Origin of the sequence: Alteromonas sp. 009811495 (assembly GCF_028865455.1) — a bacterium.
In the GTDB taxonomy this organism is placed as follows: domain Bacteria; phylum Pseudomonadota; class Gammaproteobacteria; order Enterobacterales; family Alteromonadaceae; genus Alteromonas.
Genome location: NZ_CP113972.1, coordinates 3,466,010 through 3,482,169, shown reverse-complemented (window position 1 = coordinate 3,482,169; position 16,160 = coordinate 3,466,010). Strand labels below are relative to the sequence as shown.

The 16,160-nt window shown below is 43.9% G+C and carries 12 protein-coding genes; 3 read left to right on the top strand and 9 right to left on the bottom strand.

Going from position 1 to position 16,160, the window contains the following annotated elements:
* Window positions 1–42 precede the first annotated feature (42 nt).
* The 5 genes from OZ660_RS15765 to OZ660_RS15745 are packed head-to-tail and all read right to left on the bottom strand — an operon-like array spanning window position 43 to window position 5,699.
* On the bottom strand, window positions 43–1,878 hold the full coding sequence (locus tag OZ660_RS15765) for a leucyl aminopeptidase (protein ID WP_274741564.1): 1,836 nt from the start codon (window positions 1,876–1,878) through the stop codon (window positions 43–45).
* A complete protein-coding gene (locus OZ660_RS15760) occupies window positions 1,875–2,657 on the bottom strand; it encodes an ABC transporter permease (protein WP_015068005.1) in 783 nt (260 codons plus the stop codon). The genes OZ660_RS15765 and OZ660_RS15760 overlap by 4 nt, the downstream gene beginning before the upstream one ends.
* Window positions 2,657–3,379, bottom strand: coding sequence for an ATP-binding cassette domain-containing protein (locus tag OZ660_RS15755; protein WP_274741563.1), 723 nt, complete (start codon window positions 3,377–3,379; stop codon window positions 2,657–2,659). The genes OZ660_RS15760 and OZ660_RS15755 overlap by 1 nt, the downstream gene beginning before the upstream one ends.
* Window positions 3,370–4,353, bottom strand: coding sequence for a PQQ-dependent catabolism-associated beta-propeller protein (locus tag OZ660_RS15750; RefSeq protein ID WP_274741562.1), 984 nt, complete (start codon window positions 4,351–4,353; stop codon window positions 3,370–3,372). Before OZ660_RS15750 ends, OZ660_RS15755 begins: the two co-directional genes overlap by 10 nt.
* Window positions 4,350–5,699, bottom strand: coding sequence for an ABC transporter substrate-binding protein (locus OZ660_RS15745; RefSeq protein WP_274741561.1), 1,350 nt, complete (start codon window positions 5,697–5,699; stop codon window positions 4,350–4,352). The genes OZ660_RS15750 and OZ660_RS15745 overlap by 4 nt, the downstream gene beginning before the upstream one ends.
* 184 nt (window positions 5,700–5,883) lie before the next feature.
* On the opposite strand from OZ660_RS15745, the gene OZ660_RS15740 reads away from it, so the two are divergent.
* The 3 genes from OZ660_RS15740 to pedF all read left to right on the top strand — a co-directional run bounded on the left by OZ660_RS15740 (window position 5,884) and on the right by pedF (window position 9,755).
* The gene (locus OZ660_RS15740; protein WP_274741560.1) at window positions 5,884–6,792 is read left to right on the top strand and encodes a substrate-binding periplasmic protein; all 909 of its coding nucleotides are present in this window, start codon (window positions 5,884–5,886) and stop codon (window positions 6,790–6,792) included.
* A gap of 382 nt (window positions 6,793–7,174) precedes the next feature.
* A complete protein-coding gene (locus tag OZ660_RS15735; protein ID WP_274741559.1) occupies window positions 7,175–8,962 on the top strand; it encodes a PQQ-dependent methanol/ethanol family dehydrogenase in 1,788 nt (595 codons plus the stop codon).
* A 295-nt stretch (window positions 8,963–9,257) separates the two neighbouring features.
* Window positions 9,258–9,755 carry a cytochrome c-550 PedF gene (gene pedF / locus OZ660_RS15730; protein ID WP_014980237.1) on the top strand — a complete coding sequence of 166 codons (498 nt, stop codon included), beginning with the start codon at window positions 9,258–9,260 and terminating at the stop codon, window positions 9,753–9,755.
* Between the two features lie 144 nt (window positions 9,756–9,899).
* Here the strand turns inward: pedF and OZ660_RS15725 are convergent, their stop codons facing one another.
* From OZ660_RS15725 to OZ660_RS15710, 4 genes are all read right to left on the bottom strand, one after another.
* Window positions 9,900–10,832 carry an AEC family transporter gene (locus tag OZ660_RS15725; RefSeq protein ID WP_274741558.1) on the bottom strand — a complete coding sequence of 311 codons (933 nt, stop codon included), beginning with the start codon at window positions 10,830–10,832 and terminating at the stop codon, window positions 9,900–9,902.
* 602 nt (window positions 10,833–11,434) lie between these two features.
* Window positions 11,435–13,444: an antiviral reverse transcriptase Drt3b gene (drt3b, locus tag OZ660_RS15720; RefSeq protein WP_342455327.1), complete on the bottom strand. Its 2,010-nt coding sequence runs from the start codon at window positions 13,442–13,444 to the stop codon at window positions 11,435–11,437.
* 1 nt (window position 13,445) lies between these two features.
* Window positions 13,446–14,666, bottom strand: coding sequence for an antiviral reverse transcriptase Drt3a (gene drt3a, locus OZ660_RS15715; protein WP_274741555.1), 1,221 nt, complete (start codon window positions 14,664–14,666; stop codon window positions 13,446–13,448).
* Window positions 14,667–14,756: 90 nt separating this feature from the next.
* Window positions 14,757–16,037 (bottom strand): tyrosine-type recombinase/integrase, encoded by a 1,281-nt coding sequence (locus OZ660_RS15710; RefSeq protein ID WP_274741554.1) that lies wholly within the window; start codon window positions 16,035–16,037, stop codon window positions 14,757–14,759.
* Between the last annotated feature and the right edge of the window lie 123 nt (window positions 16,038–16,160).

Genomic DNA, 16,160 nt, shown 5'->3' with positions numbered 1-16,160 from the left:
ATATCCTCCTAAGGGAGGAGAACTGTCATGAATTTTGATGATTTATTGATTATTTTTGATAGCGCAGCTGCTTAAGTAAGATAACAGCAAAGGAATAGGGCGGCCGGTTGCCGATAACGATTTGGTGTAAGTAAAAGCGGTTCCTGCTGCATCGAGGTGAGCCCACGGCGTGCCGTCAGCAAAGCGAGAGAGAAAGCAGCCTGCCGAAATAGCACCGGGAGAGTTTATGCCCGTATTCATCATATCCGCGTGTTGAGAGGTGATGGCGTCTTGATATTCTGGCCACAGTGGGAAAGGCCAGCACCTGTCGTTAGCCTGTTCACCCGCTTCAACTAACGCATTTTCAAGCGCTGGAGCGTTGCTAAAAAGCGCAGTGGCTTTGTGCCCTAGTGCGCTAATAGCCGCGCCGGTTAGGGTTGCAATATCAATAATAACCGAAGGGGAGAACTGCTTCGCGTAGCTGATTGCATCGGCCATAAGCATACGCCCTTCTGCATCGGTGCTCATGACTTCCACGGTTTTTCCTGAGTGCATAGTAATAATGTCACCCGGGCGATAGGCTTTGCCATCAATCGCATTATCGGCGCTCGCCACAATACCAATAATATTTATATTTAACCCCAGTGTGGCAACCGCCTGAATGACGCCCAATACACAGCCAGCGCCTGCCATGTCGTAAATCATATGGCGCATATCAGGGCTGCGTTTTAACGTTATGCCGCCGCTGTCAAACGTTACGCCTTTGCCAATTAACACTACTGGCGGTGAATTCTCTAAACCTTTGGCTGTATAGCGAAGAATGGGCATGGTGGCAGCAAACTGTGAACCTGCATTTACCGCTAAATACCCGTTCATGCCTAACTGCTTTAGCGCACTTTCATTGAGGATATCGCAAGACACCGTATTAAAGGTTTGCGCCAGATGCTGAGCTTGTTCCGCCAGATAATTTGGCGTACACAAGTTGGCTGGCATGTGGGCGAGATCTTTAGCCCACGTCATCGCGTCATTCAGGGCCGTTTCATAGCTTATAGTGTGTGAAACGAGGCGCTTTTGCGCGGTATTAAAATGCTTAGCATCTAATGCAAGGGACAGAGTGCCCCCAATATCAATTGCTTGATCAATTGCTGCATTATTTGAGTCGTTGTTGACATTGCGACGCTGGCTGCAAGAAGCCGGCGTATTATTCGTTTTATAGCCTTTAAAGTGATAGCCGTGCTTGAAATAGCTTCTAAGTAGCGCACTCAGAAACTGTGAGTGGCTCGCAATGGTGTTAACAGGGTCACCGCTTGCTGTTTCAGCGGTAGAAAGCGCCATAAACGACAGTTTTTCCAAGGTTACCGACACGCTTTTAAGCTTTTTAAACAATGCATCGAACTGCTGTTCTAAGTAGCGAAATGCTGGCGCGTTAGTTTGCTTCAAGTCACTAGTGCTTTTCGAATAAAACGCGGAGTTTGAATCGCTAGCGTAGCTTGAGCGGTTCACCGTCGAGGGGTCATTAGTTTTAGATAAAGTCGAGGCACGGCTAGGGACGTTGGGTGCATCTGACGCTTCAAAAAGCGCAAAATCGACACCATAAAACAGCACCCGTTTTACATCAGCTAATTGTTGGCTAATTTTGTTTTTTCCGCTGTTTTCAGTAACTGGGATGTAACTTGTTTTAAACGCCTTAAGGCCTTGTACGAATACACATTCGCCTTTATTTCCTGCAAAATCTTCATCGTCAAAAACCTGCTCAATGTATGTCTTAGCGGGTGATGAAAAGTGAAATAGTTGGCTCGCTAATAACTCGGGCGTAGTTAAAATAAGTAAGTAGTCACTATCTTCTAATGTTTCAACTTTATTGCTTTCATTAGCCCAGATTAGGTTTGCTTTTATCACGAGAAGCGCCCTTTTGAGGCTTTGGGGCGAAAGCTTCTCACAGCGAAAATAAAAGTGATAGCCGTAAGGCAAAGTACAACGGCAAGCGCGTTGTGTTCGAGTTTTTCATAGAGCGCAAATCGCAGTAATTCTACGCCGCTACTAAAGGGGTTAAAGGCACAAATCTGATACAGCCATTCGCTGGCCTCACGCATTTTCCAAAGCGGGTATAGGGCGCTTGATAGAAAGAACAATGGGAAAATGACAAAGTTCATGACCCCGGCAAAGTTCTCTAGCTGCTTAATATAGTTTGCCAGTAATAATCCTAACGAACCTAAAAACAATGACAGTAGTGCAATAACAGGCAACGCATAAACGTATCCCAACGCAGATAGGCGTACATCCAGTAAAAGCGCAAAGGCAAAGAAAATGTACACCTGAATAGCGCTTACCAAGGTGTTGGCTATAAGCTTGCTGCCTAGCAGAAAAGGGCGGGGAACCGGGCTTAACAGCAGTACTTTCATGCTGCCCATTTCTCTGTCGTACACCATGGACAATGAACTTTGCATACTATTAAAAAGCACAATCATGGCGGCAAGCCCAGGTACAATGTACTCTTCGTACAAAATATAACTCTCGTAAGGCTCGGTCATTGAAAGACCCAGGGCCGAACGAAACCCTGCGGCAAAAACAAATAGCCAAAGCAGCGGGCGCACCAATGCACTTAACAGGCGTGTACGTTGCTGCCAGAACTTCAGCATCTCTCGGGTAAGTACGCCCACAAAACAGCGCCAATACATCAGGAGCCTTCCTGCATCAAATGCTGCCAAAGGTGTTCAATATCTTGTTGATGATACTTGGCTAACAAGGCTTCACATTGGTCGTGGGCTAACATTCGTCCTTTTGATAAGACTATCAAGTTGTTGTTGTGCTTCACTTCTTCAAATAAATGCGTGGCCCACAGTACACTTACGTTTTGGGAATTAGCGAGTGCTTGAACTACCCGCAAAATAAGATGACGGGATTCTATATCTAAGCCAACGGTAGGCTCGTCTAGTAGCAGCAAGGATGGCTTGTGAATAAGGCAGCGAGCTAACTCGACCCGACGTCTGTGTCCGCCATTTAAGTTGCGAATTTTTGTGTTGAGCTTACTCGTAAGGTCGAGCTCGTCGAGCAGGCCTTGAATATGAGATAGCGCGCTAGCGGTAGTTATGCCGTGGAGCGAAGCAAAGTAGGACAAATTTTGTTTTACCGACAGGTCGATATCTAAGGTACTTTGCTGAAATACCACGCCCATTTTCGCCATAATACTTGTGCGAGATTGAGACAGGGTAGCACCATCAAAGGTAATGCTGCCTTGCGTGAGTTTTTGAAGGCCCGTAATAAGTGCAAATAAGGTACTTTTGCCTGCGCCATTTGGTCCAAGCAGCATGGTTAAGCCTGGTTTTAGGCAAAGGCTTACATCGTCCAGCGCGTTGTGGCTGCCGTACTGATGTGAAACCGCTTGAACCGCTATTTCCATTTAACCGCCACGCCCCAAGGGTAACGCCCCACTTTTACCGTATGCTCTACGTTTGACGTGTGGGTATTGATGACAGAAACATCACCGCTCACACCGTTAGTGGTCAGCAATAAAGACTGATCTTGGTTAAACGCTAACTGCCACACTCGTCGCCCAACCAAAATGTAGTCTTCCACTTCAAAGGTATTGGTATTGATGACCGCTATGCGATTCGCTGGGCCAAGCGCCACGAAGGCGTAGGGCTTATCTTTCATAAGCACAATACCCACTGGCTGAACCTTGTCGCGATAAACGCCTTTAATGGCAAAGGAAAGGGTCTTCACTTTTTGCTTAGTAGCAGTATCGAAAATACTAACGGTGCCACCTATTTCCGAGCTTACCCAAAGGTACTTGTCATCTTTGGTAAAGTGAGCATCTCTGGGTCTTGCATCAACCAAGCTATTTGCAATATTTTCATGCGTTTTGGTATCTATCCAGTGCACCATGTTAGTGGTTTCTGATGTGACGACCATCATGCTGCCGTCGTGACTCACAGCCAGCCCCTCAGGCTCTACGCCCACATCTATTTGAGAAATGACCTGAGCCGTTGGAATGTCGATAACGGTAAGAAGGGCATCGTCTTCATTAGCTGTGTAAATAGTGGTGCCGTTAGGATGTAATGCTATGGTTTCAGGATCTGCACCTGAGGGAAGATCGCCTACGATTGAATGGGTAGATAAATCCATAATTTGAATGCGATCAGCATCAGAGGCACAGATATACGCGTGGGACTGGTCTGCACTTAAAATAAACCCTCGGGGTCGCTCTCCAACCTCGATAGTTTCAATCACATCAAATGTCGTCATATCAATGACAGATAGCGTGTTGTCTTTTTCGTTAGTGACATACGCTTGAGGAAGTGCAAAGGCTTGAGGAAGTGCTAAGGCAAAGGCTGCCATTAAACTGCCAAGCAAGAGTGCAAAGCGATAGCTCATAACTTGTCCTTACAGGTAGTGTGTGTTGCGCCTAATGTGTCCAGTTCGTTGGTTTGGTGCAGAAAGCCTTCAAGGGGCGCATGAGTCACCAGTGCGTCTTCGTGGGCCAGCGCAATAGGCTGACGAAATTGGTGGGTGTAGGGGCGAATAGAAAGAGGGCGGCCTTTATAGGCACCCAGCGTGTAGTGGTCGCTAAGCAAGGTTTTAAGTATTCCCTGCTGCGTTAAATCGCTTCCTTGCTGCGCAGCATTTGCCACCGCAGTTACTGCAAGATACGCAGCGAAGTCGACTTCATTCATGTGTCTGTTAAACCCGTCGTTAAAACGGCTTTGAAGCTGACGGGCGCCCCATTGTTCGTGGGTAAAGTGCCAACCTAGTGCTTTTAGGCCGGCAGCGCCTACCACAGGTACGGGATAATAGGTGTTAAAGGGTAGGCTATACGCGAATTGCGCCGCGCTATCAGCGGTAAAAACAGCCTGATAGGTTTCTGTTGTTCGCGTAAATTGAGGAATTTCTGCAAAGGCAGCCCTGCGTAAATCAAAACTGTCCTGCCACTGTTTAGTTTCAACAAGTGAAAGCTTGAATTTCTTAGCGCTGCGTTTGAACGCGGCTAGGTATGCAGCATCGTCAGCGGTTTTTCCGTAAACCGCGAATATGTCGTCAATGCGTTTAGTGCGAAACCACTGGGCTAGCGCGTCGGCTTTCATCTGATAACTGGGGATTGTATGAAACAAGGGTAGGCGACATGAATTCTGTCTAAGTAAATCATCGCTATTAGCTATGTTAAAAAATACGGCATTAGGAAGCGTGCTTTGAATAGTGGCAATCAACGGCTCAATTGAGGCAGCCTTTACCTCATCACTGCTTCGCATGTCCAGTAGAACAACAGATGCAATGTTGCCTTGCTGATTGCTGCTTATTTCTTTGTGATTTGTGTTAGCACTTGAACCAGAGTACTTACGTGTTTTAGCTAAAGAAGCTTGCAGTTCGCCGATAGAAGGCACACTGATTTCAGTTAACTCAAACTGATAACCAAGAAATTTTCCCGTGATATTGGCATCCTTTATCGCCACACTTGCGCCAGCTGTCCCCTCATTGCTGAGGGACTTTAAATAGTCTGGTGTGCCTGGTGGAGATGTGCCTGCAACTTTTATGTAAATGACCACAATAGTGGCAAAAGAGGCCTGTGTTGCAGCTTGTTGAGTATGTGAAGGTTGCGCTTCATTAAACGCGAGCGCGCTGTTTAAAAACGGCAACAGAACACAGCAAAAAAGTGACGCTACACACTTTTGATAGCGCTTACCGGTTAATCGTCCTTCAACCGTGCTTTTTACACCCTTTGCCATATACCACCCCGAGCTCAGCTGCATGCTTTTGCTGATATCTGTTTGTCTGACATAAGGGTATATGGCAATTTTCCCGAAGAACATCCTCCTAAAGGAGGAATGCTATGGCGCTAAAGTAGCATTAGTAAAATCACGCTAACCCCTTAGTATGCTTAAGAAGTTCGATTGAATAAGTGGGTAAGCTGTGCAGTTAGTTAAACCTTTTCGAGTTATTTTCATTTTACTCTGCCTGATAACGGGTTCTGCGCTTTCTGCGTTCGGGGAAGCAAGATCGTTAGACGATATTAAAGACAGCGGTTTAATTAGAATTGCGGTGTACACCAACTATCCTCCATTTTCATTTATTGAAAACGACAGCCCCACAGGTATTGATATTGATATCGCCCGTGAAATCGCGAGCGCCCTAGGTGTTGAGCTAGAACTGATATGGATGACACCAGGTGAAACGACAGAGGACGATTTCAGAAATTACCTATGGAAGGGCCATATTATCCACCGCATTAAGGCTGATGTGATGATGCGCGCGCCTTACGACCCCAGTTTTTCTCAAAAACGTGACGACGTGGGCTTGTTGGTTAATGAGCTTGTTCATATGTTTGCCCCCTATCAGCGTGAAAGCTGGCAAATCATTCATAACACGCACACCTTGCCCGAAGTGGAAACCATGGGCATGTTTCAGTATCACACAATTGGTGCGGAAATAGACAGCATTCCCCACTTTTACTTAACGTCAGCGTTTGGCGGCCGATTGCGAGAAAAAACATCGCACTATGGTTCAAACGCAGAAGCGATTGACGCGATGAAAGCGGGAACCGTCGAAGCGGTAATGGGATTGCGCTCGCAAATATCCTACCTCAGTCAGTTTGTTGATAATGAGCAATATCGCCTTGCAAGCAACGCGTTTCCGCTTATTGGAAAGCAAAAGTGGGATATAGGACTTGCTGTTCATACTAATTATCGCGCGCTAGGCTATGAAATTGGTGATGTAATTACGCGAATGGTGGTCGAGGGCGATATGCAACGGCTATTTGAGAAATACAAAACCATTTATGAGATGCCGCCTTATTTTGCGGGGAATGAAAGTTCAGAATAAGATAATTCAGTATAAAAGCATCTGACCAAAAGCGATCAGAACATTAGCACTTCAAACAATAGCACGCTGGTTAACAGGCTTCGAATTACAGCTTTTCGAACACTAGCATGTTAACCGGTAGCACTTTAGGCAATAACTCTATTGCCAGCAGCCTTCATATTATTAGCACTGCTATCAGTATTGGAAGAACGCATTTCTTTAAAAAGACGTGAAAGCGTAAAGGTGTTAATCAAAAGGGAAAATAGCCCTTCATTCCTCCTCCTAAAGGAGGAGTCAAATCACTCCGCTGTTGCATAGGCATCGACATCCCCCCTAGCTATGCTAATCCTAACGAATAGTCTGAAACAGACCATTTATGGCCTACATGCAACTAGGAACCGTTATGAATAATAATATGCCAATTAAAAAACTTGCCCTATCTATGCTGATTTGTGCAAGTGCGTTAACTCCTGTCCATGCTGTTGTCACCGACAAAGATATTCAAAATGACCACGTTACCACTGACGACGTTGTGACGTATGGAATGGGCTTGAAAGCTCAGCGCTATAGCCCGTTAACCGCCATTAACCGCGATACAGTAGAAGAAGTACGTCCTGTGTGGGCGTTTTCATTAGGTGGTGAAAAGCAGCGGGGTCAAGAATCGCAGCCTCTGGTAAAAGATGGTGTGATGTATGTAACCGGATCTTACTCTCGTGTGTGGGCTATCGATGCGAGAACTGGTGAAGAGCTATGGCAATATGAAGCGCGTTTGCCCGACGGCATTATGCCTTGCTGTGACGTAATAAACCGTGGTGTTGCGCTTTACGATAATCTGGTCATATTTGGCACACTGGATGCCAAGCTAGTAGCACTGGATAAAGACACGGGCAAAACCGTTTGGAAGAAAAAAGTTGAAGACTACCGAGCTGGCTACGCCATTACTGCGGCGCCTATTGTTGTTGACGGAAAAGTCATTACAGGCATCTCCGGTGGTGAGTTCGGTATCGTCGGTAAAGTGTATGCTTACGACGCGAAGTCTGGCAAACAGCTATGGGTTAGACCTACCGTTGAAGGGCACATGGGGTATCTATGGAAAGACGGTAAGAAAACCGAAAATGGAATTTCAGGCGGCGCGCCAGGTAAAACATGGCCTGCTGATTTATGGAAAACCGGTGGTGCAGCAACGTGGCTAGGCGGTACTTACGACTCAGATACAGGCTTGCTATTCTTCGGTACGGGTAACCCTGCACCGTGGAACTCTCACCTACGTCCGGGCGATAACTACTTCTCGTCGTCGCGCTTAGCTATCGATCCTAATACAGGCAAAATTGTGTGGCACTTCCAAACCACACCACACGACGGCTGGGACTTCGATGGTGTAAACGAGCTTATCTCGTTTGACTACAAGGAAAACGGCAAGACTGTTAAAGCGGCGGCAACCGCCGACAGAAACGGCTTTTTCTACGTCCTTAACCGCGAAAACGGTGAATTTATTCGCGGCTTCCCGTTTGTTGATAAATTGAATTGGGCAAAGGGGCTAGATGAAAAAGGTCGACCTATCTACATTGAAGAAAATCGCCCAGGAAGCCCAGCGCTATCAGCTGATGGTAAACAAGGTGAACAGGTCGTAGCGCGTCCTGCGTTCTTAGGTGGTAAAAACTGGATGCCAATGGCCTATTCAAAGGATACTGAACTCTTTTATGTGCCTTCAAACGAATGGGAAATGGATATCTGGAACGAGCCAACCTCTTACAAGAAAGGTGCAGCGTACCTAGGTGCGGGTTTCACTATCAAATCAGTGAATGAGGACTTTATCGGCGTACTTAAAGCGATTGACCCTAAAACAGGTAAAACCGTTTGGCGCTACAACAACTTCTCTCCACTTTGGGGCGGCGTGTTAACCACAGGTGGTGGTTTGGTTTGGACCGGTAACCCTGAAGGTTATCTTATGGCCTTTGACGACAAAACCGGCGAAATGGTTTATAAGTTCCAAACTGGCTCAGGTATTGTTGGCTCTCCAGTGACATGGGAGATGGATGGTGAGCAGTACATCTCTGTACTATCTGGATGGGGCGGCGCAGTGCCATTATGGGGCGGTGAAGTTGCTAAACGTGTGAAGCACTTCAACCAAGGCGGCACCGTGTGGACGTTTAAATTACCCAAGCGCTATCAGCAGGTGGCAAAAAACTAACCTTAGCTGAGCAGTAAAAAGTGATTAATACATGGCCAGTGCCTGTGTGCGCTGGCCTCTTTTTGAACACCTATTAATCCACCTGTTGGCAAGGTAAGTCTTCATCATTCTCATGGGCGTTATTTCGACTCTGACTTTAGCACTAACGTTGAAGAAGCAACTTTTAAGCTTGCGCTTTCAGTGGCTATCATTGTGGCCTCCTACCAAAGGAGGAGCCTTTCAAAACCAAAGTAGAGTTACCCCTTATTTCCTCATACGTATACTTAATTCATAGTCTTTTGAGGATGTATGAATTATGAAAACAAAAATATCGATGTTGTTTGCTGCACTCGTGGTAACTGGCTTGTCTGGCCACGTGTTTGCACATGGAAATGTTATCCCTCAAGGGGCAGATAGCTCAGCTATGCCGCCAATCACTGACGGCGATGAGTCTGAAAATGGCTGGGTGTTTGAAAACCCATATCGAAGCCTAGATGAAGAAACCAAAACGAAGGTCATCAAATTTGGTGAGTCAGCTTATGCAAATAACTGTGCAGGTTGTCACGGATTGCACGCGCAGTCTGGTGGAATAAACCCAGACCTTCGTGAACTCGACCCAGAAAGCTTTGAAGACGACGAATGGTTTGTTGAGCGCTTGCGTTTTGGCTCGGCGAAAGGTATGCCTGCACTTGGCGGTATTCCTGAAGGTCAAACCGATCCTATCTTAGACCAAGAGACACTTTGGGCTATTAAAACCTACGTTGAAGCACGTCGCGTTGTGGCCATTGAAGAGGGTGAGATCGAAGCAGATTAGGGCGACGTCTGTTACGCCTTTTTCGCCGGGTTAACGTCGAGTTACCCGGCGCTTTTCGTTTCCAATAACGTCTAACAACACATCAATAGCCTCACTCTTCACTGTTTTTAAACTTAAAATGCGCTTAACAAAGACGTATTTTCATCACACCAGCTGTAGTTTACTTAATATTCCAAAGGCGAGGGCGGTAATAGGCAGAGATGCCAATGTGCTCAGTGCGATGATACTTGCCGCCAAACGATAATCACCGCCTAAGTTTCTAACCATGACATAGCTTGCAGCGGCAGTAAGTGAAATGGCGAGAAGAAGAACAATGCCCAGCTCTATACCCCTAAATCCCAAAGCATAGGCTAAAGCTACTAGTACGGTGGGATAAACCACGCATTTACTGGTTGTACTAAGCACAATGTTAAACCAGTCGCTGGAGAATGAGCGGAATTGCAGTGAGGCGCCGGTACAAATAAGTGCAAGTGGCAGAGTGAGCTGCGCAAAGTATTCACCCGTTTTTATCAAGGTGGTGGGCAATTGCCATTCGAAGTAAGAGAAGGGGAGCGCTGCCACGATAGACAGAATTAGCGGGTTTTTCACCATGCCAGTAACTTGACCCAGCAAAGAACGCGATGTGCCTTGATAAAAATTAAGAACAAAGACAGACAATACGTTAAACAATATAGTAATACACCCCATATAGACCGAGGCTACAGCAAGCCCTTCCTGCCCATAGGTATTGGCACAATAAGCTAGGCCAATAATGCCCATATTGGCTCTGAAACCGCCTTGTACAACCACACCTCTGGCTTTGTAGGGATGTACGGTTAGATGAGAGGTAATCATCAGTACGGCAAAAACAACGGGCGTGCCCATTACTCCAACGCCTATCAGCGATAGGTTGGCGACTTTAGAAAAGTCAGCTCGCGCTATCGATAAAAATAACAGCGCAGGGAGTGCAACGTTAAATACCAGTTTAGATCCAGCTTCTATAAACCCTTCATTGAGCCATTTAATGCGAAAAAATAGCCATCCCATTAACAGAAGGAGCAACACAGGAATCAGCGTGCTGGTAATAAAACTAAGCATAAAAGATACGTAAGCCTTCAAATGTAGATACAAAATAAAACTGCGTTTGGCAATGGGTACCTAGGTTAACAGCATTTCAGCATTTAATATTTATATTCGTAATTGGTATTGAAGATATGATACCAGAGGCCGGGCTTTGACTGGGTCGACACTCGTACTTACACCTCGGGTATGCCGATTGGCTTTTTTCAGACACAAAAAAACCGACTTTCGTCGGTTTTTGTATATCTTCGTAATTGGTATTGAAGATATGGTACCAGAGGCCGGACTTGAACCGGCACACCCGCAAAGGCGGCGGATTTTGAAAAGACTGTGGCTATTTTCGCCCAGTAATGGCGGCGGCTAGAGGCTAGTGCGACGCGCTTTGCAAAAACTTTGCAAATCAGCTTTGTGCTGAATAGGCAAATAACAATAACGTCCCCCTTTCGGGGCACACTGCCAGTTTTCTTTATTGTGTGTGCGACTTAACGCTTCGTTTTGGTATTTCAATTTCGCTTGCTACGGCTCCATGAGCACAAAACGATATGGCTAGTAAAAGTACTAACCGGCTACCCTAAGGTATAAAAAGTCTACCGACAGCGTACGCGGTCAGGTTACATCACTTAGTAAGACTCTCTCAACAGTTTTCTTCTTAGTTTTAGTAGCAAGTCAATATCGTTCCAATTCACGAACCACTGATGTTGTGAAAAGAAGCTCATAAACTCCTGACTTTTTGCACTCACATCTTCACGTCTGATTGCGAACTTTTTCTGCTCTTCATCTTTTAACTTTAAGACTACAGCCTTAGAAAAGTCGAGTTTCTCACTTTGTTCTAAATAAGGACAACTCATTAAATCAAGATATAAATGCATTGATTCGGAACATGTATAGATACTATTTCTATCTGCGAAGATTTCATGAGCGAATTTAATTGCGGTATTTTTAACCTTGATGAACCTAGAGTCATTTTTCGCGAGAAAAAGTGCTACCACAACGTTGAAATAACTAACGGTAGTTTTGTCGGAAAAAATAACTTCGATTAACGAATCGTCATTAGGCAGGTATGACCTATCTACACTTGTAAGTGTTAGTAGGATATTAAACTTCTCAACTCCGCAGACTGAAACTTTCGAAAGCTCATTGTTCAAGAGTGTAATCAATGCCTCGTGTATCTTATGGTTTAGCTTGTCTGAATAAGGCTCTGAGACACCTCTAACAAATTTGCTCATAACTAGGAGCAAATGACAAAACTTGTAAGATTCGGAGACTTTTGGTGTTAATGCAAAACAGTAGTGAGCAATTTCGAGTAAAAATATTGAAAAATTTGCAATCGAGTTACCTTCAATATCCGAAGGTCTGTTTTTATAGAGTTTTATAAAGTCGAGGTATTGTCTCAACAGTGCGCTTAAAACGTAATTTGAAAAGCCGGGCTCGGAGTGCTCCTTATTGTGCCAGTAACTCTTCATGTCTTTTATGAAGGCAGTTGAAGCATTAGTTGGACGCTGTATCGTCTTAAGCTTGTAATACTTCTTCCCATCCTCGTTTTCTTCCTTGGAGAGTATTGAGCCAAACTTAGCATCTAAAATCGACCTCAACTCTACAATATTTCTGCTTCGTTCAGTAGTAAATGGCCTTTCGTAGGACTTTGTTTTTATTGGGTTTACTCTGAGTTTGTATAACCATATTTTTTCGATAACTGAATTCTTGACTTTATCCTCAACCTGATGATCTTTTGTGAAAATAAAAAAGTCATCAATATATCTTCTAATTGCATAGTCTCTATTGTGAACAAGGCCTTGCTGCCTCAGGTCTTGTTCAATATCCAAGTCAATTTGTTGAAATATAATCTCGGCGAAAATCCTAGAAAATTCCGGACCTATCACTATACCGTTTGTTTCGTTGTCATTCGCTTTCCTTATTAGTACATCAAATTCGTCATCAAATGAATCTGGAAACTTGGTTAAGTTCTTCTTGATGTATGATTTAGATTTAATGGCCCAAGCAATACTGTGAGTATAAATTGTGTCAAAGCACCGACTGACATCAAGGGTACTAAGTTGATTGAAACGTTTTTCAAGTCTGATGAATTCAGACGACTCAAAAAATTTGTATAGGATGTTTACTTTACGGTACGAGAAATAGTTGGAAGAAAACTCACTTACTTTATCTTCACCGTCCAATTCAACATTTTCTCGACGAAGATTTGTATGCGTCTCGGATAAGGCATCGTAGGCCTCTTGATTCCTCTGTTCGTATACTGTGCTCGCAGCTCTTTTTGGATAGCGCAGTGAAAACTCACTTTTAGAGCAGTAATAAGTTATGAGTGCGTCGTTTCTTTTGTAGAAGTCTACGAACTCGTTTTGGACTGCTGGATGAATCAATGATAGCTCTCTTGCTGAAGAGATATCCTTAGATATTTTGTAACTAAAAGGTTTTTTCGAGAACACTTCGCCTTCAAGACCTAACACGGATCGAATATGTACAGGCAAAGATTGATTTTGGCCGCTAAATTTTAGGTAAAAGGAATATAGCCCTTCATTTCCATAAATTAGCGGTACTTCATACGGTACAGTTTCCGTAAGTAATATTCGATGGTAGTTATCTGTTGATATTCTGTATTTTTTTCGACTCATCCTAAAAGCCCCAGCAACGCTTAATTTTTTTCATTAAAAAAGGACTGAATCGGTGAAAAAGTTTCTTTTTAAAACCTTCGACGAATGAGAAGCTTACTATTTGTCTCTTTTGACTAGTATTCAACGAAAGCTTACGGCCAAGACATTTTTCTTGAGTGTTTTCAGAAAAAATCAGATTTCTAAGATAGTCGTCTAAAGCCTTTAATCCTGAACCGTCAGCAGTTTCTGTAATGTGTGGGTAATTATAATAAATCCCTGTCTTTATAGATGTGCTTCTGTATTTGTTGAACAAGTAGTAATTGCTTGTGAGAAACCTTATTCTTTTTTCTAAAAGAATAAAGTCGCTCGTTTTACTGAAACTCAATAGCGATTTAACTATTCTAGTTTTTATTTTTTTCTTTTTTGATTCTGAAAGGTCTATTTTTAAGTCACGACCACCTTTGCTGTCTGCCAACTTGAAGTGGTAACCAAGAAAATCGAGCTCGTAAGTCTGTGTGGATTTCTTATGCCACTCCGAAACTGGCAGTTTTTGTTTTTTGCCAGGTTTCCGACTGAATGTCAGACATCGCGGAAGCAACTTTTCTACCTCCGCAAGAAGAGTCTCAGGGTTTTCTGTCGTAAAAATAATGATGTCATCAACAAATCTTGCATAATAAAATACGCTCCCAATATTTCGAACTCCTTTATCAAAAGGACGCATAAAATATTCTGAAAGTGTTGAGCTGATGCTTAGGCCTCTTGGAAGGCCTTGTACCCTACTATTCTTGAAGCAATCTGCCCATTTCGTTAATAAATCTCTTGTGCTAGAACTATACGCAGAGTCTGTACAGATTTTATTAACAATAAAATCTAGGTCTATCGATTCGTAGAACTTTGTTATATCTAGCCTTAATACAGAATACGGCCTTTTATCGGGTAACAGTGACACGATGGACTTAATAATATTACTTCGATCATTCTGACGGGCAGAGTTAATGGTCTTAAGTGTAAGATTCAGGCGGCGAAGAAAAATATCTGAGGTTATATCGTCGATCGTGTATATCGGGTTACCGTACAACGGTTTGGACGTTAATAAAGGAAAACCTCTACCTGACTGATAGAAAGTCATGCAATCATCTATAACGGCTGAGTCACCATTTATAAATTTATCTGGATACTTGATCCACTCATTCGGCGAGATTGCAAACTCAAGACTTTTTGGGTTAATAGACTGATCAAGCATCCTTTCCTCTTTCAGCTTGTTATTAACATTTTTATGTTGAAACGCGACTTATGTAAACATTATCATCAAAACCTTCTTAAAAATACCAACTTATATACAGCCTCGTCTTTTATAATTCGCTTCCCATTCTTTAGCTCTTTTAGTGTAAGATGCAACGGCTCTTTCGTTAGAAATAGCAAACCTGTCTTTGACCTGCTTAATCTCATCCATTTCAATACCTGAAAGCTGATTGCCGAACATCTTCGGGATCACGTGACTGTAGTGCTGTTCAATCATTGATATTGACGTACCGCATTGCTTGGCGAGTATTTCCATGCTTACTCGTTGTGCCATTAGTTCCCATGTTATGTAGCTGTGTCTCAGTGAGTAAAGAGTACGTGTTCCATGATGCGATTCTTTGATTCCTAGTTCGTCCAATACGGCGGTGAACGTTCTGCCTAGTTCCTTTGTAGTCTTTCCGTTTTTGAGCCTGAAAATTAAGTCGCTAGGTTTACGGTCGGGAAAGTCTCTGGTTAGGCCCCAAATTGCATCATAGATGTTTGCATTGCATACAACTTCTCGAGTGCCTGTAAACTTTGTTGTTTTTCCTTTTCGTACAGTTAGGTAGAATCGTGCCATATGATTCTGAGTCTGGATATGTAAGTCACCCCAAGTCAGCTGGTCCAACTCAGAACCTGGTCGAAGTCCGGTATTGATGGCGAACTCCATATAGTAGAAAAGACAGCTTCTGATCTGCGCAGTCACTTCTTTTCTGGCGTTTTTTTCCATCTCTATTACTTTGTCGCAAATACGTTGATATTCTTCTGGCGTGAATGACGCTCGCCTTGTTCCAGCCTTACCTAGATTGTTTAGGTTCGGTACCTGTATCGGGGCCATCCACTGATTGTCCAATGCGATTTTAAAAACCATATTTAAAGCTGCGTTATGATTGAGGATCGTTGACTTGGATAAATCCTTCTTAGCGATCTCTCTGCGTTTTACGTTGAATTCACGCAGCTTATCTTGGTCAATAGATGTGATATAGGTCCGGTCAAAGACTGGAATGTGATACTTTGTCAGTGCGCCAATATAGTCCTTGTAAGCAACCTTGCCTGTGCCCATTGCAAGTTCGTGCTCCATTTGTTCAATAGCTTTCTTTGCGACATCACGGAACCGCTTGCTCGTCGATAGCGTGCCAGTTTCAATTTTGATCTTGTACTCAGTTCGAAGGTACCGAGCGGTCGCCTTTGCTTCTTCTAAGTCCTTTTGTTTTGTCGCTTTGCAATACCATTTCCCAAACAGCTGAAAACGTGCGTACCAGCGTTTACTGTTATCCTGTAAAAAGACATACAACGTATCATCGATGTCATGTCGCTCAAGTTGATTAGCCATTGTATACTGCCTTGCAAAGAAAAATAGCGTGCGTACTTGGATGGTACGTGAAACGCTTTCAGTCGCAACCGAAAGCGCCGATTTTCGAATTACTTATATAAATATGTAAACAAGTAAACTGGT